This window comes from Pedobacter sp. UYP1 (genome assembly GCF_040547305.1).
Lineage (GTDB): Bacteria > Bacteroidota > Bacteroidia > Sphingobacteriales > Sphingobacteriaceae > Pedobacter.
Genome location: NZ_JBEPPL010000001.1, coordinates 469,719 through 491,823, shown reverse-complemented (window position 1 = coordinate 491,823; position 22,105 = coordinate 469,719). Strand labels below are relative to the sequence as shown.

Below are 22,105 nucleotides of genomic sequence, written 5' to 3'. Positions count from 1 at the left end.
AATTTTCCGAAATGATAAGTCGATTAACACCCTCAGCCGGTAAACTGCTTGTTTCCGAACCATTTTTAAATGATCCTAATTTTGCCCGGTCGGTAGTTTTTCTAACCGAACACAGCGAACTGGGGACGCTTGGTTTTGTAATTAACCAGCCAAGTCTCTTGTTATTAGGAGATCTGATTGAGGATATTGGAGGGCCTGCTTTTGCGGTGTGCTATGGTGGCCCGGTAGCGACCGATACGATTCACTTTATCCACCGCTGTCCTGAAAAAATTTCAGGTGGCGAGGAAATCGCTAAAGGAATTTTCTGGGGAGGAAACTTCGAGAGCTTCAAAGCGTTAATGGGGAAAGGAGAACTGACTAAAGATGAGGTGAAAGTTTTTGTCGGCTATTCTGGCTGGGAGGGGCCTCAGCTCAAAGCTGAGATGGAAGAAAATACCTGGATTGTTTCTGACCAGTACGACGCTGATATGGTCTTTTCTGCTGATGAAGAGCAGCTTTGGAAAGAAGTGATTATTCATTTGGGCCCAAAATATGCGCATATCAGCAATTTCCCTAAAAATCCTAACCTGAACTAAACCTCTATAAAGTTAAAGGCATAAAAAAACGCCCTGCTAAATATAGCAGGGCGTTTTTTTGTATTATTTAAGACTCTAACTCTGCAGCAGATTCTTCTACCTTTTTTCTCAATTCATCCTTGTATTGCTGCATTTTGACAGCTAGTGAATGCTCTGCAGTGGACAAAATCTGAACGGCAAGTAAACCTGCATTTTTAGCTGCATTCAATGCTACAGTAGCTACAGGAATCCCATTTGGCATTTGTAAAATAGATAAAATCGAATCCCATCCATCAATACTATTAGAACTTTTTACAGGAACTCCAATAACTGGTAAAACAGTAATGGAGGCTACCATGCCCGGTAAATGTGCAGCACCACCAGCACCAGCAATAATAACCTTAATTCCTCTTGAAGCAGCTTCTTTCGCATAGCTGAACATTCTATCTGGTGTACGGTGTGCCGAAACAACCGTCATTTCAAATTCTACTCCAAATTCCTTTAAAATATCAGCAGCGTCGTTCATGATATTTAAATCAGACTTGCTGCCCATAATTATGCCTACTTGTGCGCTCATTAAGATATTACTTTTAGTGTTTCTTTGATTAAATTTGCCTTTTCAATAGCAGCTTCCCTGTTTTGATCCACAATAGTGATGTGGCCCATCTTGCGGAAAGGCTTTGTATATTTTTTACCGTAAAGGTGTACGTAAACACCATCGATAGCCATTATCTTTTCTAAACCCTGGTATTTTGCAACGCCATCATGGCCTTTTTCGCCCAATACATTCAACATAACCGCGTTATTGATGGCACGTGTATCGCCTAAAGGCAAATTGAACACCGAACGTAAGTGCTGATCAAATTGTGATACGTAATTACCTTCTATAGTGTGGTGACCGCTATTGTGAGGTCTAGGTGCCAGTTCATTGACTAATATTTGTCCATCTTTGGTAATAAACATTTCTACGGCCAAAAGACCTGTAATATTTAAAGCTGCAGCAATGTTTTTCGCAATTGTTTCTGCTCTTTCCTGAACATGTTCAGGGTAGGTAGAAGGAGAGATCAAAAACTCTACAAGATTTGCTTCTGCATTGAATTCCATTTCTACCATTGGAAAGGTTTTGACCTCTCCATTAGAGTTCCTGGATACAATTACTGCGATTTCTTTTTCGAAATCAACAAGTTCTTCGATTAAACAAGGGCTGTCGAACGCATTGTCCAGATCTGCGATCGTATTAATCCGCATTACGCCTTTACCATCATAACCGTCTTTGCGTTGTTTAAGCATGTATGGGAATGGGAAGCTGGAATTCAACAAGTCTTCTTTGGTATTGGCTAGCTGAAAGGGAGCTGTAGGAATATCATTCTCTTTGAAAAATTGTTTCTGAATACCTTTGTCCTGGATTAAACGAATAACCCTGGCTTGTGGAAATACCATTTTACCTTCTTTTTCCAATTGCTCTAAAGCTTCGATATTTACCTTTTCAATTTCGATAGTAATTACATCTGCTTTTTTACCGAATTTATAGACTGTATCGAAATCAGTGATAGATCCACACTCAAAGTAGTTTGCAAGATGTTTGCAGGGAGCTTCATGATCAGGATCCAAAACCAGCGTAGTCAGGTTATAATTAATCGCTTCCTGAATTAACATTCGCCCTAATTGTCCACCACCCAGAATCCCTAATTTTAACTCACTTATTTGTTTTGCCATGTCAATATGAAAATATATGCTTTTACGCCTGTTTAAAGTTACCTGATAATTTGTTTATGCTTCTTTTTAGCTGCAACTTCGTCAAATTCAAATTGGGTAGGAAAGCTACCGAAATTGATTTTAACTTTGTTTCACTCAAAAATAAGCTGTAAACAATTTTATCCTATAAATTTAAACAGGCTTTATTTTGCACAAAAATAACAATATAAACGGATTTGATGGAGGCTGATGCTATAATAATTGGGGCGGGTGCATGCGGATTGATGTGTGCAGTACAAGCTGGATACCTTGGTAAGAAGGTGATTATACTGGAAAAAGGAAGTAAGGCGGGAGCCAAAATATTAATCTCCGGAGGCGGTAGATGCAACTATACCAATATGTTCGCTACCGACGAACAGTTCATTTCGGGAAACAAGCATTTTAGTAAATCGGCCTTTACACAGTGGACGGTCGCAGATACAATCAGCTTTTTTGAAACTTACGGAATCAATGGCAAGGAAAAAACATTGGGACAATTATTTCCGGAGGATAAGAATGCTAAGGACATTGTAGAGGTATTTACTACGATATGTTCAGACTTTGGACAAGAGATCAAATGCAATGCTGATGTAACTGATATTATACAAAGCGACGGTTCTTATAGTATCACTTATCAGCAATCTGGTAAAACATATACTTTGAATACTCCGAAACTGGTCATTGCTACAGGAGGATTACCGATTCCAAAAATGGGGGCAACGGATTTTGCATTGCGTTTTGCGCGTAAAAATGGATTAAAGATCATAGATACTGCGCCAGCATTAGTTCCGTTGACGATTACCGGAAAAGAGGAAGACTGGTATGCGCAACTTTCTGGAAATTCAGTTTTCTGTGAAGTCAGCAATGATAAAATCTCATTCGAGGAAAATATTTTGTTTACCCACTGGGGATTAAGTGGCCCGGCTGTTTTGCAAATATCTTCATATTGGCAGCCTGGTGAAAGTATCAATATCAATCTGTTGCCACATGAAGATATTACTGCATTGCTTGAAGAAGAAAGAAAATACAATGGAAAGACATTATTGTCTACCTTACTGAACAGATTTTATGCGAAAAAGTTCACCGATGCGTTGCATAAATACCTGCCAGTTGACAAGCAGGTAGCTTCTTTGACGAAAACTGAGTTAGAATTAATTCATCAGACTATTCATTTGTTTAAAGTGAAGCCAGCAGGCGACAAGGGCTATGATAAAGCTGAAGTTATGCGCGGTGGAATTGATACCAGCGAGTTATCTTCTAAGACGCTTGAGTGTAAAAAAATGCCAGGTTTGTATTTTGGCGGGGAATGTGTAGATGTTACTGGCTGGCTAGGTGGATATAATTTTCAATGGGCGTGGGCTTGTGGCTTTGTGATTGCACAAGGGATATAGCGCATTTTTTATGAACGAAACAGAAGTATTAAAACAATATTGGGGATTTAATTCATTCAGGCCCTTACAGCAGGATATTATCCAGGCCGTATTGGAGGGGAAGGATGTGATGGCGCTTTTACCAACAGGAGGCGGGAAATCTTTATGTTTCCAGGTTCCTGCGCTGGTCAAAGAGGGCATTTGTATTGTTGTTTCTCCGCTGATTGCCCTAATGAAAGATCAGGTAGAGAATTTAAAAGCAAAAGGGATCAATGCCGTCGCTATTTATGCCGGAATGGGCAAAAGAGAAATAGATATTTTGCTCGATAACTGTATTTACGGACCGGTCAAATTTCTTTATTTGTCTCCTGAACGCTTATTGTCTGATCTGGTGAGAACCCGGATTTCCTATATGAATGTTAACCTGATTGCGATAGATGAAGCGCATTGTATTTCGCAGTGGGGTTATGATTTCAGGCCTTCTTATATGCAGATCACCGCTTTGAGGGAAATCCACCCGGAAGTACCTTTTATCGCCTTGACGGCAACTGCTACAGCTTTTGTAAGGGAAGATATTGTAGATAAGCTGACCCTGAGAGATCCGCAGATTTTTGTGCAGAGCTTTGCCCGTAAAAATCTGAGCTATGTGGTTTTTGGCCTGGAAGATAAGCACAAAAAGCTGATTGATATTGTGACGAACGTAAAGGGCAGCGGGCTTGTTTATGTCCGTAACAGACGTGAAACTTCAGAAATCGCTCTTTTTTTAAAGAGAAATCAGATTGCTGCTGATTTTTATCATGCAGGAATAGAAAAAGATGAACGTTCCAAAAAACAAGAGGCGTGGAAGCAGAATAAGATCAGGGTAATGGTCGCGACCAATGCTTTTGGGATGGGAATAGATAAGCCTGATGTCCGTTTTGTAGTCCATCTGGATCTCCCTGAGAGTCTGGAGGCTTATTATCAGGAAGCGGGCCGTGGGGGCAGAGACGGAAAACGAGCTTTTGCTGTTTTGTTGGCTAATGCAGCAGATCAATTGGCGTTGAAAGCGAAATACACGGATAGTTTTCCATCTGTAGAAGAAATTAAAAAGACCTATCACTATTTAGGAACCTATTTTCAACTTGCTTATGGGGCAGGAGCGGGCATCAACTTTAGTTTTGATCTGGCTGATTTCTGCAAACGTTTTAAGCTGGGCGTAATCAAAACTATGGGGGCTTTAAAGTTTTTGGAACATGACGGTTATATCACGCTGTCGGAAAACATATTCCTGCCTTCCCGTGTATTATTTACTGCGGGCAATGAAGATGTTTATCGTTTTCAAATTGAGAATTCGGGCTATGATCCGTTGATTAAAACGATATTGAGGTCTTATGGGGGAATGTTTGACCATTATGCTAATATTAGTGAAAGTGATATTGCGACAAAATTGAAGATTTCATTTAATAGTGTGGTGCGGCAGCTCAATAATTTGCAGGATCAGGGCTTGATTTCTTATCTTCCGCAAACAGATCAGCCTCAAATGCAGTTTGTAGTAGCGAGAGTAGACTTGCTGCATCTGGATACAGATGTGAAATATATAGAATTGAGAAAAAAGATCCAGTCTGAACAGATTCGTGCTGTATTAGCTTATGCGGATACATTTGTTTGCAGAAGTATCCAGTTATTATCTTATTTTGATGAGCCGAATGCTGATCAGTGCGGGGTATGCGATGTTTGTTTAGCGCAAAAAAGGAATGAAGATCTTGCAGAACTGGAGGATAAGATAGATTTTGAAATTGCAACGCTGGTTCAAACGGATGCTCAGACGCTGGATGCACTGATTAATCAGATCAGAACTGGTACTGATCAGGACAAGCTAAACCGCATTCGCGAGCTATTGGATGCAGGTAAAATTAAAACAGACGGCAAAAACTATTACCTTTGACAAACCTTGAAAAATTATGATGAAGAAATTATTCCTATTTAGCTTAGCTCTACCGTTGCTTTTTACAGCATGTGAAACTAAATGCGTAGAAGATTCAGGTCTGCACTCCAGTAAAGAATTTACAGTGAAGCCTTATAATGAAATTGTGGTAAGTGGCCCTGTTAAGTTATTGATGCGTCAGGATAGCAGTTTTAAAGTCAATATACAAGCGGATTCTAACGTGATTGGACTGATTAAAGCTGAGGTTAACAAAAACGGACTGGTTATTGAACTTGATCCGAAGAAATATTGCGGAAAGGACTCCATCATTGTAAGTGCTGGAATTGGAGAGCTTAAAACGCTTGAAGCAAAAGGGGCAAGCCATATTTATACTTCATCCCGGATCAATGTAAATGACCTGGATATCAAATCATCTGGTGCAACAACGATCAACCTGGAGTTGAACGCTGGTAAGCTGACTACTACTACAGATGGTGAAGCACATATTAACCTGATTGGACAGGCAGGCGTACACCAGGTGAAAAGTAAAGGTGTGATACAAATGAATGCATTTGATTTTATTACAGGTATTTACAGCCTTGATGTTGAAGGAGTAGGTAAGCTGAATATCAATGTACTGAATGAGCTTAAGGCGAAAACTTCAGGCGCTACGACGATCTATTATAAAGGAAATCCTAAAAAGGTAGATGAAAATAAATCTGGCGTCGCTAAACTGGAAAAAGTAAACTAGTACACCATACGATCCTAATATTTATTAATGAAAGTAGAATTATTTATCCCCTGTTTTGTCGATCAGTTATATCCTGAAACAGCTTTTAGTACTGTTAAACTTTTAGAAAAAGCAGGTTGTGAGGTGAGTTACAATCCCGGACAAACTTGCTGCGGGCAACCAGCCTACAATGCTGGTTATTGGGAAGAGGCAAAAGATACTGGTACAAAGTTTTTGAACGACTTTTCGGGTGCTAACTATATTGTAGCTCCTTCTGCTTCTTGTGTTGGAATGGTGAAAAATGGTTTTAACGATCTTTTTACCAATTCTAATGTTCATAATAAATGCAGGACGCTGCAAGGGAATATTTTTGAACTTTCTGATTTTCTGATTAATGTGCTTAAAAAGGATTATTTCGGTGCAGAATTGGAGGGGAAGGCTGTTTATCATGATTCATGCAGCGGTTTAAGAGAGTGTAAGATTAAAGAAGAACCGCGTTTATTACTGGAAAAGGTTCATGGACTGGAAATGATGGAAATGAAAGATACCGACATGTGCTGTGGCTTTGGTGGTACTTTTGCCGTTAAGTTTGATGCCATTTCTTCTGCTATGGCAGAACAGAAAGTGAACAATGCTCTTGATCAGGATGCAGATTATATTATTTCTACAGATTTATCTTGTTTGATGCATTTGCAGGGATATATCGATAAAAACAAACTTTCTATTAAAACGATGCATCTGGCCGACGTACTAGCGAATGGATGGCTTGAATATTAGTTTATGCTTCTTTTTAGCTGCAACATTGTCATATTTTATTTCTGGTAGAAAACCTACCAGAAATAAAATAGGCTCGTTTCGTTTAAAAATACGCGATAAACAGTTTTTCCATCCAAAGCCATTGCAAGAGAAACAGATACAAAAACTGGTAAAGCTTTTTAGATGACTATAGCGAAGTAATCAGTCTTGCCAGGTTGCGGTAAAAAGGTTTCACATCAATGAGTGTACCTATGCCGATAATAGCGGCGTGATCGTAACCGTTATATACGCCAAGGTGATTCCAGACCCCTTTTTGTAACATGGAATTTGCATCGTATTCCCTGAGTATTCCATTGGAGGGACCATTTTCACCATAAACATTTACGATTCCGTCATTAGGCCACCATTTACTGTCAAAATTGGTTTTCCCCGGTTCATTGCTCGTATAATTACCCATTGATAAGGCCAGAGGATATAAAACAGGGAAAGTGAATGGACTGGGATATTCGCGGCCGGTCAGGATTCCGGGGCTTGTACATCTGGTGGTTACAGAGAAATAGTAAACATCTTTTGAATCAAGGTCAACCTGGTTTCGTTCCTGAGATAGAGCGGGCGACAAATCGTAAGGCGCACTATCTTTAGTAGTCCATAATCTGCTTTGTTTTACCTGGTCGTAATAGGTGAAAAAGTCAGTTGTTTTTGGGTTTCTTTCCAATCCCCATTGGTCCAGATCAAAATCGTAAAGGCTGTTGCTCCCAAATCCACCAGCTAATGAAGCGACGCTATTTAAAGCGTCCAGCATGAAAGCAGAGCTGCCTACTCCAAAAATATTCGTTAATGAGGTGCCGTTATGTGGGGTGCTGATGGAGACAGCTGATTTTATCCATCCTCTTTTGTTTCCGGCGAATAAAGAACTTGATCCGGTATCACCTTGTTCCTGACTGTCACCTTTTTCCAATAAAGTGATTAGTTTTCTGATGGTAGTTCCTCCCATACTATGTCCCACCAGGCTGATTGGATGTTTGTCATCCCATTGTGGGTAAACTCCTTTATAACTTCGTGTAATATGCTGTTTATGGCCAAATTTAGTGCTGTGCAGTTTACCATAGTCAGGAGTACCTCCTTTGATGTAATAATACAATTCCACAGCGCGGTCCCAATTGCTGCTGATTGGGCCTACTGTAGCTGCGTAAGCTACATATCCCTGATTGTTGAGGTCTTTTACGACATCAGTGAGCCCGCCCCAGTAATGAAAAGCATTAAAGGCTTCGTCAGGGCCAAATCCTAAAAAGCCATGTACAAAGATAATAGGTGTCTGTGTGCTTGCTAATAAGGTGACTGAGGACGGCAAATTGATGGCCTTTGCCATTGAGGTGGTGGATAACTCTTTAACCTGTTCTTTTGTTGTTGAATTTGATAGGGTTGAGGTGGGTTGTTCCTGTGTTTTTTTACAGGATACAGCAGTCAGCAAAAACAAGCTGATTGTGGTCAGTGTGAATAGTCCGTTTTTCATACATTGATTTGGTTAGTAAATGTTGGTTTTTGTTTTTCATACTGAAGCTACTGAAAATTAAAGAGTTATTGTGATTGGTGTATCGTTTCAGCTTTAACTTTTTTTAACATTTCAAAGCTATAGTTAGCACTGTTTTTGCAGAAGCAGGTTAGTTATGAAACAATTATTTATTGTGATCTTCTGCCTGATTGCATTTTCAATCCGGGTGGATGCACAGCCTGTGAAATCAGGAACTATACTATTTGAAAGTACTTTTGACCCGGCAATACTGGCTGCCGCAAATGGCATTAAGCTAAGTAGTGAGGCTACTGCGCGGATACCAAAAAGTTCTGTGACCAATTTTGAATTGAAGTTTGATCAGCTGCATGCCAGTTATAAACAACAGAATACTCCGGATAACGGTACACAAAGGGGGCGTTATAATGGTCTGGGTGTTTTTGGCGGAGGTTTCAGCCGGGATTATTATTACGATTTCCAGGAGCACCGGTTGATTCAGGCATTTGATTTAAATGATACACTCTTTTTGATGGAGGATAAAATGGGATTGCTGCCTGAAATGAGATTCGGAACTGGTCAGATTGTTCCTGTAATTGAATATATTAAGTCTGATGAGATCAAACAGATATTAGGATTTACTTGTCATCAGGTCATTGCTAAAACTACAGTCAGGCATAAAGTTATGGGCGTAGAAAAAGAAACTACTGAAGAGCTTATCTTGTGGTATACCAATGAGTTGGGTTTCGATTTTTCTCCAAATCCAGTATTATGGACGGCGGGGGCAGTGCTCGCAATTGAAAGTAAAGGGACTCATATACAGGCAAAAAAAATCCAGTATAAAGAGATCAATGCCGAAGATATTGATTTACCCCGCAGGGGTATTCTGATTAGTCAGCAGCAGCTCCATATCAAATTGGATTTACGCAGAAAATTAACACGTATTTCCAGAAATGGATCATGGAATTGATAACTTTCAACACTCCGTTTTAATTCACAAAGATGAATTGAATTTGATCAAATAAATCGCAATACTCTTCCTGCTAGTGAATTGCGAAAAAACGTTTACAAAGTCTAACTAATTTAATTGGTTTTTCAGTAAATAATCAGTCATAATTATTACCCTCTTTTCCACCAGTGTTGATAACATTTAGAATCTGTCTAAGCAGAATTTTGCATTTTTGAGCTCCGCTAAAATAGGTCGGCAAGAGGGCTGATTTACATAAAAACCTTCAAAATGAGTACAAAAAGAATAATCAAATTCGAAAAAGACGATTGCAGTCCATGCAATATGGTTTCAGAATATCTTGATAGAAAAGGTGTTGTCTATGAAACTATCAATCCTTTCAACGAGCCAGAGCTGGCAATGCAGTTCCGGGTACGCTCTGTACCTACGGTAATTTTATTAGAACAAGAGCAGGAGCTATCCCGCGTTATAGGTTTTAAGCCGGATGAATTGTCTGTGCTGGTCGCAGTTTAAATTCATCAATTATAAGCAGCGCTGATGACCTGGATTTATTATGACAGTAAAACCGGTAATGTGGAGCGATTTGTAAACCGTTTGAAGTTACACCGTGACTGGACGATTCAAAAGATAGATGAGGCTTTAAAGCCATTACATGAAGGACACCTGATTACGTATACTACAGGATTCGGAGAAGTTCCGGTTTCTACTTTACGTTTTCTGGACGAAAACAGCAGTATGATAAAATCTATCTCTTCCAGCGGAAACAAAAACTGGGGACCGAATTACGCGATGGCAGCTACAAGAATCTCAAATCAGTTTAAATTACCCATCCTGATGCAGTTTGAGCTTTCAGGAACAATGGCAGATATCCAAAAATTTATAGAAAAAATAGAGGGCTAATGATATGGTAACGAAAAAGTGGATCTTATTAAATAATGAGATCATGATTAAAAATGACGACGAGTTCAGCCTTCATAAAGATAAAGAAGCTGTTCGTTCCTATTTTTTGGATTATGTAAACAAGAATACTGTCTTTTTTTATACTTTAAAAGAGAAGATAGATTACCTGATAGAGCAGGAATATTACGTTGATTTTTATCAATGGTATACTTTTGAACAAATGGAAGAGGTTTATGACCTTGTCTATGCTAAGAAATTCAGATTCCAGTCTTTCATGAGTGCTTTTAAATTCTTTCAGAGTTATGCCTTAAGAGATGACAGCGGAGAGAAATTCCTGGAACGTTATGAAGACCGTGTTGTTGCAGTGTCCTTGTTTTTAGCAAGAGGAGATGTTGCTGAGGCTAAATCTTATGCAGAAATGCTGATTAATCAAGAGTATCAGCCGGCAACACCAACATTTTTGAACTCAGGTAAGAAACGCTCCGGCGAATTGGTTTCCTGTTTTCTTGATGAAATAGGTGATAACCTGAATGGTATCGGTTATGCTATCGATTCTGCGATGAAATTATCTTCAATTGGTGGTGGTGTATCTTTTAATTTATCGAAGATCCGTGCCAGAGGAGAATCAATTAAAGATGTGGAAGGCCGTGCGGGGGGTGTATTGCCGATTATGAAAATACTGGAAGATACTTTCTCTTATGCCAATCAGTTAGGGCAGCGTCCGGGAGCGGGAGCGGTTTACCTGAACGTTTTTCACACGGACATTGAAGAATTCCTGGATTGTAAAAAGATCAATGTCGATGAAAAAGTAAGGATTAAATCACTGTCAATTGGTGTGGTTGTTCCGGACAAATTCATGGAACTGGCCGAAAAAGACGAAGCCTGTTACTTATTCCATCCACATACAGTGTTGAAACAATACGGTAAATACCTGGATGAGATGGATATGGATGAAATGTACGAAGAACTCGTAACCAATCCGCTGGTCAAAAAGAAAAAGATTAATGCACGTCACCTGATGGTGAAAATTGCGCAAACCCAGAAAGAAAGCGGTTATCCTTACCTGTTCTTTAAAGGGAATGCAAACAGGGCACATGCCCTGAAAGATCTTGGGAATGTTAAATTCTCCAACCTATGTACCGAAATTATGCAGATCTCTGAAGTTTCAGATATTGAGATTTACGGTAAAGAAGATAAAATCCGTTATGGTATTTCCTGCAACCTGGGCTCTTTGAATATTGCGACGGTGATGGACAATAAAAGGATCAAAGAGGCAGTTAAAACTGCTATGAGATCACTTACAGTGGTTTCAGATCTGACCAATATCGCTATGGTGCCTTCTGTGCAAAAAGCGAATAAAGAATTACATAGTGTCGGTTTGGGTGCGATGAACCTGCATGGTTTCCTGGCTAAGAATTTCATTATGTATGAAAGTAAAGAAGCGCTCGATTTCTGTAATGTCTTCTTTATGATGGTCAATTTCTATTCTATTCAGAGCTCAATGGAGATTGCAAAAGAGAAAAATGAAACTTTTGTAGGATTTGAGGCTTCTGAATATGCAAACGGAAATTATTTTGCCTCTTATGTGGCTCAGGATATTGTTCCTTTAAATGCTAAAATTGCAACCTTATTCGAAGGGATGACTATTCCTTCTGCAGCGGACTGGACTGATCTGATGAATCAAGTGAAGCAGCATGGTTTATATCACGCTTACAGGCTCGCTATAGCCCCAAATCAATCTACATCATACATTATGAACGCTACGGCCTCAGTAATGCCTGTGGTGGATGTAATTGAGGTTAGAGAGTATGGTGATAGTACGACTTACTATCCTATGCCTTACCTGGACAATGATAACTATTTCTTCTACAAATCTGCTTATGATATGGATCAGAAGAATGTGTTGCGGTTAATCTCGGTTATTCAGAAGCATGTGGATCAGGGAATTTCAACTATTCTGCATACCAACACAAAAGATAGTACACGTGATATCGCAAAGTATTATATCTATGCACATAAAATGGGCTTGAAGTCCTTGTATTATACCCGTACCCGTAAGGCTTCGATTGACGAATGTGTTTCTTGTTCGGTATAATCAGTTTTTAATTAATTTATAAGATTTAAATCAGACCTCAATGAGTCACTATAAAGCAGTAAACTGGAATACACCGGAAAATGACTATGCCGGCATGTTCTGGGAGCAGAACCTGCGTCAGTTCTGGATCGATACAGAGTATATCCCTTCCAAAGATATAGATAGCTGGAAATCTTTAAGCCCTGAAATTCAGGAGGCTTATAAAAAGGCCCTGGGTGGTTTAACCCTGTTGGACACTATTCAGAGTCATACTGGTATGCCGAAATTACTGGATCATATCGATGGCCTGCAGAATAAAGCCGTATTATCCTTCATGTGTATGATGGAAGCTATTCATGCGAAATCATATTCTACTATTTTTACTACGGTAAATAGTACCGCAGAGATTAACGAATTATTTGATTGGGTAGAAAATAATAAGCTGCTTCAATTTAAAGCATCAACGATCGATAAATATTACAGGAACCTGGATGCAGCTAAAGTAAGCAACGAAGTATTGTTTATGGGGCTTGCAGCCTCAGTATTGCTGGAATCATTTCTATTTTATAGCGGATTTTTTATGCCGCTATGGCTTGCCGGACAGGGGCAGATGGTAGCAAGTGCAGATATTATCAAAAAGATTGTTGCTGATGAATCCATCCATGGTGTGTTTGTTGGCCTGCTTGCTCAGGATGTATACAAAAAATTACCAAATCCTGAAAAGAGTAAAACAGAATTAGTAGAACTTTTAATGGAGTTGTATGAGAATGAGTTGAAATATACTGATGAATTATACACTGAAGTTGGTTTGACTGCTGATGTAAAAGAATACGTTCGTTACAATGCAAATAAAGCAATGATGAATCTTGGATTTGAAGAGTTATTTGAGATAAAAGCTGTCAACTCTATTGTTTTGAATGGATTAAATGGTGAAACTACGCAGCATGACTTCTTTTCTAAGAAATCGACTAACTATGAAAAAAGCACGGAAATTCTTTATTTAAGAGATGAAGACTTTCAAATGGATACAAATCCTGTTTTCTAAGAAATAAGATAAGTCCAACATTGTTTCAGCGCCAGTTTTTTCTATATACGATAATTGGCTGCTTGTTGCGGTGTTGGACTTTTATTTTGATTTGAGTTTTTATAATGACATAGGTAGTTCTTTCATAGCTATTTATGTTCTTTATGTTTAGCGTTGTTTTAATTCAGTTAGCCCATCCTGTTGCCTGAATAGTGCTGATATTCTATTCCTGTTTAAATCTAATTACCCTATATTTGTTGGATAGAATAATTAATGCGCTCCTTACTCTTTTTACTTCTTTTTTTTATATCAGCCGCTGCTTACAGCCAGGTAATTACTGTAAACAAAGATTTGCCTTATTTAAGCCTTGGTAAGTCTATAAGTTATTTGATTGACACTAGTGGCCGGTTAACCGTAGATCAGGTCGTAGAGAAGGAGAAAACGGGCAGATTTTTAAGATCAAATACTGACATCCTTAATTTTGGAAATTCATCTTCCACCTTCTGGATAAAAGTTTCTTATAGAAACCAGAGCCGGCACAAGGCATATCTGGTACTTGATGTATCCAGTATAGAATCAATTGATTTTTATAGTCGTACTGCTGCTGGTTCATTTACTAAGATTCATACTGGTAGTCTTGCTCCGGAAAACCCTGAATTAATAGCTGCTAATAATTATATTTTTACTTTACCTGACTATAATTATAGTGCTGTACCACAAGATGTTTATTTACGGTTAAGAACTGATAATATTCTTCTTGTTCCTTTGAAAATGGCAGTTTCAGAACGATTGGTAGAGGGGCTTAATTCAACAGAGCGCGTGGAGTCAATTTATATCGGGATTCTGACGGCGCTGTTTTTCTTCAATATTTTTGTGTTTATCCGCTCAAAGGATAAGGCCTATTTTTATTATAGTGTTTATATCCTTTCCTTATTTATCTATATGGTTTGCTACTTTAGGGGGTATAGCTATTATTTGGGATATGATTTCAGGATATTTGTCAATACCTATCCCTATCTGTTTCTTGGAATGGGAAGCGTTGCCGGTATTGCATTCTCCCGTAGTTTTCTAAACTTAAAGGTGCTGTTGCCCCAGTCAAAACACTTCATCCAATTGCTGATTGGTTGCTGGATTTTTACGATGATCTTATGTTTGCTTGGCTATAAGTCTTATTGTTCCATGCTGGTTCAGGTTTTAACAGGGACCTCTTCTTTAGTCATATGGCTGTTAGGTGTTGTCGTTTATTATAAGGGGTACAAGCCAGCATTGTATTATATCATTGCCTGGGCATTTGTATGTTTAACTTCAGTTTGGGTTGTACTGAGCTTGTCTAATGTGTTTGTTTATAGTGAGGTATCTTTTAAGTTCGCTCCGTTAGGTTTTATCTTGGAACTGCTTTTGTTATCCCTGGCTATGGGAGACAGGTTGAAAAATCTAACCACTGAACAACTGGTTGTTCAGTCTGAAAAGATGAGGATTCAGGAAGAGAACCTTTATTTGATCAGTACCCAGAATGAGCGGCTCGAAAAAATAGTAGAGTCCAGAACAAAATCGCTGCGGAAGATGGTGAAGTCTCTTGAGGAGGCGAATGCGGATAAAAGCAGGCTCTTTTCTATTATAGCACACGACTTGCGAAGCCCTTTTAATAGTCTGATTAGTTTGTATTCTCTGAATGATCTGGATTTGTTATCACTTGAAGAAGTGAAAATGTTGCTGAATGATAGTCGTAAAAGCTTTGATCATATCCATAATACACTAAATAACCTTTTGTATTGGGCGCAAAGCCAGCTTAAAGGTATCAACACTGTACCTTCACGGTTCAATATGCGGGTTTTAACGAATGATCTGATGTTGGTTTATCAACCACTTATTAAGCGGAAGAATATGACTACTGAAATTATCATAACTGATGAAGAGGATGTTTATGCGGATTTAAATCAGATTAACCTGGTGATGCGTAATCTCATTGATAATGCGATTAAATTTACACCATTAGGTGGCCATATCCACCTAAAAATATGGGGTAATCATAACTTCATCTATATAGATGTCTGCAATCCGGTAGTTGGTGTTCTGGATATAAATCAGTTGGCCGAAGATTCAGGTTCGGAGCCTTCTTATGGCACGTCTAATGAACGGGGAGTCGGATTGGGATTACAGTTGTGCCGTGATTTTGTGGAAAAGAATAATGGCTTGCTTAAGGCAAGTAAAGAGGAGGGCCGTGTTGTACTTCGTTTCAATTTACCCAAGTTCAAAGCAGGTATTGCTCCCACTTTAAATAAATAATTTCTGCTGATTTGTTTCTGATCAGGTGCTTTTTTTCTTAGCTTGGCTCAGGCCATAAAAACCCGTATTTATAGAAAAACAATATTATATTTTGTGGCTTTTAGTGACAGAATATAATATTGTTTATAATTTTAATTTGCTGTTATTCTTTATGTTACTTGTTTAGTGTTGAAGTAATGATGCATTCACAAGAATAATTAGTGGTAATGTTGGGCTTTAAATCTGTCAAATTGCAAAATATTATTTTGTATTGATATTGGGAATGCTGTTGTACAGTTAGTTATGGTTATGATGTCAACTAATACTCTTGTCTTTTGTAAGCTGCTGAAAAATCCGAACGCATCGTCTTGAAACGCGCTACTACTGTGGCAATAAATATCTCATCAAGCATTTGGAATATCTCATTTGCTCCTCCTCCGGTCAGGTCAAGCTCAGACAACTTGTAACTCTGCTCAAAAGTTCCCTGTTCAAATTTTACAATATATTTTTGGTTCATATTGAACAAAGTGATCTTACATTCAGGATGGGGCAGTTCGGCGATTACTCTCATAATAGAATTAAATTAGTGTATTAAAATCCAGTGAAGTTGCAGCTAAAAAGAAACACAAGCAAATAATTTGGTTAAATTTTAAAGTGACCGTAAGAATATTACCTATGCTTTACATCGATATGCAGCTGATTGTTTAATTTTAGAGTCTCATTAAACAGCATCAAAATTTAAAATAAACCAGAATTATGGCAGAAGATCTCCTGATTATAAAAACAGAAAGCAAAGAAGAACAATATCAATCATTGATTCCACAAATTCAAGCCTTAATAAGCGGTGAAGATGATTTGATTGCGAATCTTGCGAATATCAGTGCAGCACTGAAAGAACAGTTCGGGTGGCTATGGGTTGGCTTTTATCTGGTTAAAGACGAAGAGCTTGTTTTAGGCCCATTTCAAGGACCAGTAGCCTGTACGAGAATAAAATCCGGTAAAGGTGTGTGTGGAAGATCATGGCAGGAAGCTAAAACATTCATTGTAGAGGATGTAGATAAATTTCCGGGACATATTGCTTGCAGCTCGGCCTCAAGATCAGAGATTGTATTGCCCATTCTTATAGATGGAGTTGTACTTGGTGTATTAGATGCAGATAGTGCTGAATTGGCTCAATTTGATGAGGTAGATGAAAAATACCTGAGCCAGGTAATCAGCTTGATCAGTGCCTGATAGATTGTCATTAGAATGTAACAAAGATTTAATTAGTATAGAATCATTCTAAATAGCATATCTTTGTTTTACCAAAGCAGCAAATTCATACTGTTCAGTAATATTTATTAAATCCTGGTTACCCGTACAAAAGAGTACGGGTAATACAGGTACAAATCACGACATCCTCCAATAAAAAACTGCTAATCTTATACTTATGTCCGATCACCTTGATAAACCCGATTTTAAAGAAATAGCTGGTCAATTAAGTTGCCCAAGCGGGGATAAAGGAATAAAGACTGCTGAAATGATGGCTGTCAATAATGGTCATATGATTGCGCTTACCATCGCGGCGCTGGATCCGAAATCCAATGACGTAGTTTTGGAAATAGGGCCTGGAAATGGCTCACATGTTGTTTCACTCCTGGCAGCAACCAAACATTTGCTCTATTATGGGGTGGATATCTCAACATTGATGGTTCAGGAAGCCATCAAATTCAATAGTGAAGCTGTATCTTCAGGAAGAGCCGATTTCTCCTTATCAGACGGAATGCAACTCAACTTTGCAGCCGGCTTTTTTACTAAAGTATTTACTGTAAATACACTCTATTTCTGGAAAGATCCAAAAGCTTATGCTACTGAAATACGAAGGGTACTTAGACCAGGTGGTCTTTTCAGTCTTACTTTCGCTCCGCGTGAATTCATGGAGAAACTGCCGTTTACCCAATATGACTTTCACTTATACAGCAGAGAAGAAGCTGAAGAATTACTGATTACCAGTGGTTTTGAGATTGAAGAAGTACATTTTCACAAAGAAATGGTCAGGAGCAATGCTGCCGGTATGGAAGTGGAGCGTGACATTATCATTATCAATGCGGTTAAATCTGCTGATTAGCCATTAAAAGCTGATTAACCATTAAAAGATAAGCTGTTTCCAAAAGGAAGGAGTGCATCTTTGCCAATACCCAGGTTGCTGATTTTAAGTTGCTGAAATCCAGTATAACCGGAAGTTAACAGGAATCTAAGAGCTGGAATTTGTTTGAGACAGGGGTAATCCGGATAGGTCTGTAACTGGTAATCTATTTTTAAGCCAGAGAAGGCTTTTACGGCCTTCTCTGGCATTTTTCTATTGAAACCATACAACATTGCCACATCCCTGAGAGAATGCGTGTAGCAGTCTGCTAATGCATTTTGCAACCTGTCTTCTGCAAGTGTACCTTCGTTATATTTAACAATGGCATCTAAAACAGGTTTTACAACTTCTCTGGTAATCGTTCCTGTAGGAAAAATAGTGTCATCCAAATCATAAATTATGGCATCGGATTTCTTCATCAACGGAGCTATATGATCTGGTGAAGTTTTACATATTGCAGCAACATAATTGTTTTTCCATCTTTAATCTCTCCATTAGCTATCATAGCCATTGCCTGATCAATAGAGAGCTCCAGCACTTCGATATTTTCCTGCTCATGCGCTAACCCACCACCTTCATGTATTTTCATGTCTTTAGTGTAAGCAGCAATAAAGAAATACAAGATTTCTGTCACTGAACCCGGGGACATGTAAGCTTCAAATATTTTACGTACTTCAGTTACCTGATATCCTGTTTCTTCTTCTGTTTCTCTTTTGATACAATCTTCTGCATTGTCTTTATCTAATAATCCGGCACAGGCCTCAATCAGTAATCCGGATTCATTTCCATTGATATAAGTAGGCAATCTGAATTGCCTGGTCAGGATAACAGTTTGTTGTTCTTTGTTATAAAGTAAAATTACTGCGCCATTTCCACGATCATATGCTTCTCTGTCTTGTGTCTGAATTGTACCGTCTTTCAATGAATATTGGTAAGTTATCTTTTTAAGTGTATACCAGTTATCAGAAAGTAGTTCTGTGTTTATTATTTTTACGTTATCAATCATTATGTATATCCTGTTACAAGCGCAAATTAGGCAGAAATGGGCATATTCTGTTAATTTTCAGGAAATAATATTGACAAATTTTAACATTGCTCTTATTCTGCTCTCAACGCTACCACTTTTCCAGACCCAGCAATTTTTTGCCCAAAAGGGTAAGTTCCGCAACTGGATTTTTCTTTTCGCGTTCCAATGGATCGCCCGGAAAAGCATAGCCTTGCATCGCTTCTCTGTTTTTCCAGCTGCCAATTCTCCATTGCCTCAAATCTTCATCCTCTTGCTGAGCAGGCATCATGGCGATATATTGAGCAACCCTTACCTGATCTGTACTTGTATTTGCTCTAATACCATGCGGTTGTGAACTATTGAAAATGAGTAAATCTCCTGCTTCCAGCTTGATTTTTTCCAGTTTAAACCCTGTGGTATCTGGCTTATAATGATCACGGTCTGCCGGCTGGGTCAATTTCCAGGTCTCATAAGTGCGGAATAATTCAGGAATACATTGAAAACCTCCCATATTTTCATCTGTCTGGTCGGCTAATGCCAATACCCCCTGTACATTTTGAGGTTTTGTTTCCGGATCATAATCCCAGTGAATAAATCCTTTATATTCAAAACCCGGACGCAATGGGAAATTCAGATTTGCCCTGTCAATAGTTACCCATAACTTTTCCGTTCCCCAGATGTCGGCAAAAGCCTGGTGAACTTTTGGATACATCCTGTTATCCCATAATAGCTGGTGGTTATAAATTTCTACCATGCCAGTATTGTTTAATTCTGACATCTGCATTTGTGCATTTGGTTTTTTATACCAGCTCTCCATCACATCCGGATCTTTTCCTTCATATGTCCACAGATAATCCGCAGTCTTTTTAATCTGATCTTTAGGAACTGCATTTTTGATCACTACATATCCATTTGTAATCCAGAAAATCCAGTCTTGCTCAGTCAGCAAACGTAATGTTTTATCCTGACTGCGATCGTTCAAGCGGATTCCACTAGATTTTGCGGTAGAAGGGTTTCCAGGTATGTCCTTATGCGCCATTGTATTCATTGTTTGATTTTCCATTTGAGTTTTGATTTGCTAATTCAAAAGTATCCGGATCTGGAGCATCGTTTCTTCTTTGTAATGATCAATGTTTGCTCTGCATTGATTTAATCGGTATGTTTAGGAATAGAGATATAGCAATAGAGCGTTTGTCCGGGTAAAAAACAATAATATCAAATGAATGAAATACAGCTGGAGAAAATAAACTTTGACTTGGGGAAGTCTTTCAAATATTTCTCCCCGAGACTAAGAAATACGTTCTTCTGGCATTTCCACGCTGAGTATGAGCTTGTTTATGTGGAAGCCGATGCTGGAATCCGTCATGTTGGCTCTCATATTTCCGGTTATACGCAAAGTGACCTCGTTTTTATTGGAAGAAATCTTCCGCATCTTAACTTTGATTATAGATTGAGAAATGATTATCATCAGATAGTGGTGCAGCTCAGAACTGATTTCCTGGGATCGGCTATTGGTATTTCGCCAGAGTTTTCGGCAATTGATCAGTTGTTTAAGAAAGCAGCTTTAGGTATTGCCTTCCATGGAGAAACAAAAACTATCGCAGTCAGCAAACTAAAAGAACTGGCTGCGCTGGATTCTTTTCAGCAATTGATTGGGTTAATTGAAATTTTTCAGCTCTTAGCGCATTCAACAGAAACAGAAGTACTAAATGATGAGCAGATGAGTATATCTTTCTTTTTGAAAGATAAAGTAAGGATGGGGGCTATTTATGAATACATTGATACACATTATAATCAAAAGCCCGATGTAAACGTAGTTGCTTCAAAAGTGAATTTAACTACTGCTGCATTTTGCCGCTACTTTAAGAAACAGACCAATATGACTTTTACAGACTTTGTCAATCAATACCGGATTGATCTGGCAAAGAATCTGTTAATGCAGGATAAGAATGTAACCGAAACCTGTTATGCGGTAGGCTTTGAAAGTTTGTCCTATTTCAATAAGCTATTCAATAAAATCACAGGACAGAATCCATCTGCCTTTAAAAAGAACTGGTTCCAGTCTTTTTCTTCCTAAACACTCAGCTGCAACACCCAGCCGTCTCCAGCTAAATTACCTTTTGTCAAAACGATATAGCAGCTCGTCAATTAGTTTTCCTTAAAAGTTTATAGCATACGTTCTTCGTGAAGATTTATAAATCAAATCACAGTTAAAAAAGAAATATGAAAATTTTACATTATTGCCTGATTATCGTTGGATTGGGCTTAAACTTGAAGGCAGCTGCCCAAACGGGGATTTCTGGTACAATTAAGGCAGATTATGTTCCTTTCTCTAATTACATAAGACCAGACAGTGTTAAGACAGGTTCTACCAGTAATTTTAAACGAATGCAGGTAGGACTCAGTATCCCTTTTTCTGTTAAAATTGATTCTTCAGGACGGCCAAAAATGTGGGCTGTGAACCTGGCAGGATCTTACGCGAAGATGGAAAACCGGGACTACGAAACAAAATTGTTTCCTGCAGAACTATTAAATGCCCAGGTGGGATTAGTCCACATGCGGCCGATTAGCAGAACATGGTCAATTATGGCGATGGCATCTGTTGGAGTATATACCGATCTGGAGGAGGTTAATTATAATGATGTTTTACTACAAGGAGGAGTCTTGTTTATTAAAAATTTCAATCCCCGTATGGCTTTGGGATTTGGCCCCGTAGTCACCAATACTTTTGGTGTTCCTATGATATTACCTGGTATTTACTTTAACTGGGTTACTAATGGTCGTTACCGTTTGCATGTTAATTTTCCTGAAAACATAGAGTTTGGTGCTCAAATGAGTCCTGCTTTTGAACTTAAGGCAGTTGTTGAATTAGGTGGGATGACAGCCGAAGTAAAGCGGGATGACAAGTCTATGTTATTAGGTTATATGCAGATTATAGCAGGCTTGAGACCGGAATTTAAACTGGGGAAGTCAGTGACACTACAGTTAACAGGTGGTACAACGCTAACCAGAACTTTCTCTGCATCGAGCAGAAAACTTAAGGATTTCTTTAAACCAAAAAAAGAAGCAGATCCAAGCTTTTCCACAACTGCCTATGGAGCTGTGGCTATCAAATGGAATCTGAGCAAAATCAAGAAATAGGGTATAAAAAACCTCTTGAAAGAGGTAAATTAACGGTGGTCTATATCAA

22 protein-coding genes are annotated in these 22,105 nt (G+C 38.6%); 15 read left to right on the top strand and 7 right to left on the bottom strand.

Annotation, left to right across the window (positions count from 1 at the left end):
* The first annotated feature begins 11 nt into the window (after nucleotides 1-11).
* Nucleotides 12-575 (top strand): YqgE/AlgH family protein, encoded by a 564-nt coding sequence (locus tag ABIB30_RS02080; protein WP_354299090.1) that lies wholly within the window; start codon nucleotides 12-14, stop codon nucleotides 573-575.
* A 67-nt stretch (nucleotides 576-642) separates the two neighbouring features.
* Here ABIB30_RS02080 and purE read toward each other — a convergent pair whose 3' ends face one another.
* Both purE and ABIB30_RS02070 read right to left on the bottom strand, forming a co-directional pair.
* Nucleotides 643-1,131 (bottom strand): 5-(carboxyamino)imidazole ribonucleotide mutase, encoded by a 489-nt coding sequence (gene purE / locus ABIB30_RS02075; RefSeq protein ID WP_354299089.1) that lies wholly within the window; start codon nucleotides 1,129-1,131, stop codon nucleotides 643-645.
* The gene (locus ABIB30_RS02070) at nucleotides 1,131-2,270 is read right to left on the bottom strand and encodes a 5-(carboxyamino)imidazole ribonucleotide synthase (protein WP_354299088.1); all 1,140 of its coding nucleotides are present in this window, start codon (nucleotides 2,268-2,270) and stop codon (nucleotides 1,131-1,133) included. The genes purE and ABIB30_RS02070 overlap by 1 nt, the downstream gene beginning before the upstream one ends.
* A 218-nt stretch (nucleotides 2,271-2,488) precedes the next feature.
* Here ABIB30_RS02070 and ABIB30_RS02065 point away from each other — a divergent pair, with 218 nt between their 5' ends.
* The 4 genes from ABIB30_RS02065 to ABIB30_RS02050 are packed head-to-tail and all read left to right on the top strand — an operon-like array spanning nucleotide 2,489 to nucleotide 7,068.
* A complete protein-coding gene (locus ABIB30_RS02065; RefSeq protein WP_354299087.1) occupies nucleotides 2,489-3,679 on the top strand; it encodes a BaiN/RdsA family NAD(P)/FAD-dependent oxidoreductase in 1,191 nt (396 codons plus the stop codon).
* Nucleotides 3,680-3,689: 10 nt separating this feature from the next.
* Nucleotides 3,690-5,582, top strand: coding sequence for a RecQ family ATP-dependent DNA helicase (locus ABIB30_RS02060; RefSeq protein ID WP_354299086.1), 1,893 nt, complete (start codon nucleotides 3,690-3,692; stop codon nucleotides 5,580-5,582).
* A gap of 16 nt (nucleotides 5,583-5,598) precedes the next feature.
* The gene (locus ABIB30_RS02055) at nucleotides 5,599-6,312 is read left to right on the top strand and encodes a head GIN domain-containing protein (RefSeq protein ID WP_354299085.1); all 714 of its coding nucleotides are present in this window, start codon (nucleotides 5,599-5,601) and stop codon (nucleotides 6,310-6,312) included.
* A gap of 27 nt (nucleotides 6,313-6,339) precedes the next feature.
* A complete protein-coding gene (locus ABIB30_RS02050; RefSeq protein ID WP_354299084.1) occupies nucleotides 6,340-7,068 on the top strand; it encodes a (Fe-S)-binding protein in 729 nt (242 codons plus the stop codon).
* Between the two features lie 166 nt (nucleotides 7,069-7,234).
* On the opposite strand, the gene ABIB30_RS02045 is transcribed toward ABIB30_RS02050, so the two are convergent.
* On the bottom strand, nucleotides 7,235-8,560 hold the full coding sequence (locus tag ABIB30_RS02045; protein ID WP_354299083.1) for an esterase/lipase family protein: 1,326 nt from the start codon (nucleotides 8,558-8,560) through the stop codon (nucleotides 7,235-7,237).
* Nucleotides 8,561-8,714: 154 nt separating this feature from the next.
* Here ABIB30_RS02045 and ABIB30_RS02040 point away from each other — a divergent pair, with 154 nt between their 5' ends.
* From ABIB30_RS02040 to ABIB30_RS02015, 6 genes are all read left to right on the top strand, one after another.
* A complete protein-coding gene (locus tag ABIB30_RS02040; RefSeq protein WP_354299082.1) occupies nucleotides 8,715-9,524 on the top strand; it encodes a hypothetical protein in 810 nt (269 codons plus the stop codon).
* Nucleotides 9,525-9,791: 267 nt separating this feature from the next.
* Nucleotides 9,792-10,034, top strand: coding sequence for a thioredoxin family protein (locus ABIB30_RS02035; RefSeq protein ID WP_354299081.1), 243 nt, complete (start codon nucleotides 9,792-9,794; stop codon nucleotides 10,032-10,034).
* Between the two features lie 24 nt (nucleotides 10,035-10,058).
* On the top strand, nucleotides 10,059-10,421 hold the full coding sequence (gene nrdI / locus ABIB30_RS02030) for a class Ib ribonucleoside-diphosphate reductase assembly flavoprotein NrdI (RefSeq protein ID WP_354299080.1): 363 nt from the start codon (nucleotides 10,059-10,061) through the stop codon (nucleotides 10,419-10,421).
* A gap of 4 nt (nucleotides 10,422-10,425) precedes the next feature.
* The gene (nrdE, locus tag ABIB30_RS02025; protein WP_354299079.1) at nucleotides 10,426-12,516 is read left to right on the top strand and encodes a class 1b ribonucleoside-diphosphate reductase subunit alpha; all 2,091 of its coding nucleotides are present in this window, start codon (nucleotides 10,426-10,428) and stop codon (nucleotides 12,514-12,516) included.
* A 40-nt stretch (nucleotides 12,517-12,556) separates the two neighbouring features.
* Complete coding sequence (gene nrdF / locus ABIB30_RS02020) at nucleotides 12,557-13,540, top strand: class 1b ribonucleoside-diphosphate reductase subunit beta (protein WP_354299078.1); 984 nt, start codon at nucleotides 12,557-12,559, stop codon at nucleotides 13,538-13,540.
* Between the two features lie 252 nt (nucleotides 13,541-13,792).
* Nucleotides 13,793-15,805, top strand: coding sequence for a sensor histidine kinase (locus ABIB30_RS02015; protein ID WP_354299077.1), 2,013 nt, complete (start codon nucleotides 13,793-13,795; stop codon nucleotides 15,803-15,805).
* Nucleotides 15,806-16,103: 298 nt separating this feature from the next.
* Here the strand turns inward: ABIB30_RS02015 and ABIB30_RS02010 are convergent, their stop codons facing one another.
* On the bottom strand, nucleotides 16,104-16,355 hold the full coding sequence (locus ABIB30_RS02010) for a hypothetical protein (RefSeq protein WP_354299076.1): 252 nt from the start codon (nucleotides 16,353-16,355) through the stop codon (nucleotides 16,104-16,106).
* A gap of 185 nt (nucleotides 16,356-16,540) precedes the next feature.
* On the opposite strand from ABIB30_RS02010, the gene msrC reads away from it, so the two are divergent.
* Together msrC and ABIB30_RS02000 are read left to right on the top strand one after the other, a co-directional pair.
* Entirely contained in the window at nucleotides 16,541-17,017 is a 477-nt protein-coding gene (msrC, locus tag ABIB30_RS02005; RefSeq protein WP_354299075.1) for a free L-methionine (R)-S-oxide reductase MsrC, read from the top strand.
* 196 nt (nucleotides 17,018-17,213) lie between these two features.
* Entirely contained in the window at nucleotides 17,214-17,891 is a 678-nt protein-coding gene (locus tag ABIB30_RS02000) for a class I SAM-dependent methyltransferase (protein ID WP_354299074.1), read from the top strand.
* A 14-nt stretch (nucleotides 17,892-17,905) separates the two neighbouring features.
* On the opposite strand, the gene ABIB30_RS01995 is transcribed toward ABIB30_RS02000, so the two are convergent.
* From ABIB30_RS01995 to ABIB30_RS01985, 3 genes are all read right to left on the bottom strand, one after another.
* Nucleotides 17,906-18,328, bottom strand: a complete 423-nt coding sequence (locus ABIB30_RS01995) for a hypothetical protein (RefSeq protein ID WP_354299073.1) — start codon at nucleotides 18,326-18,328, stop codon at nucleotides 17,906-17,908.
* Between the two features lie 8 nt (nucleotides 18,329-18,336).
* Complete coding sequence (gene nudK / locus ABIB30_RS01990; protein WP_354299072.1) at nucleotides 18,337-18,915, bottom strand: GDP-mannose pyrophosphatase NudK; 579 nt, start codon at nucleotides 18,913-18,915, stop codon at nucleotides 18,337-18,339.
* Nucleotides 18,916-19,024: 109 nt separating this feature from the next.
* The gene (locus ABIB30_RS01985) at nucleotides 19,025-19,978 is read right to left on the bottom strand and encodes a phytanoyl-CoA dioxygenase family protein (RefSeq protein WP_354299071.1); all 954 of its coding nucleotides are present in this window, start codon (nucleotides 19,976-19,978) and stop codon (nucleotides 19,025-19,027) included.
* 156 nt (nucleotides 19,979-20,134) lie between these two features.
* On the opposite strand from ABIB30_RS01985, the gene ABIB30_RS01980 reads away from it, so the two are divergent.
* Nucleotides 20,135-20,992, top strand: coding sequence for a helix-turn-helix domain-containing protein (locus tag ABIB30_RS01980; protein WP_354299070.1), 858 nt, complete (start codon nucleotides 20,135-20,137; stop codon nucleotides 20,990-20,992).
* Between the two features lie 146 nt (nucleotides 20,993-21,138).
* Nucleotides 21,139-22,056, top strand: coding sequence for a DUF6268 family outer membrane beta-barrel protein (locus tag ABIB30_RS01975; RefSeq protein ID WP_354299069.1), 918 nt, complete (start codon nucleotides 21,139-21,141; stop codon nucleotides 22,054-22,056).
* Nucleotides 22,057-22,105 lie beyond the last annotated feature (49 nt).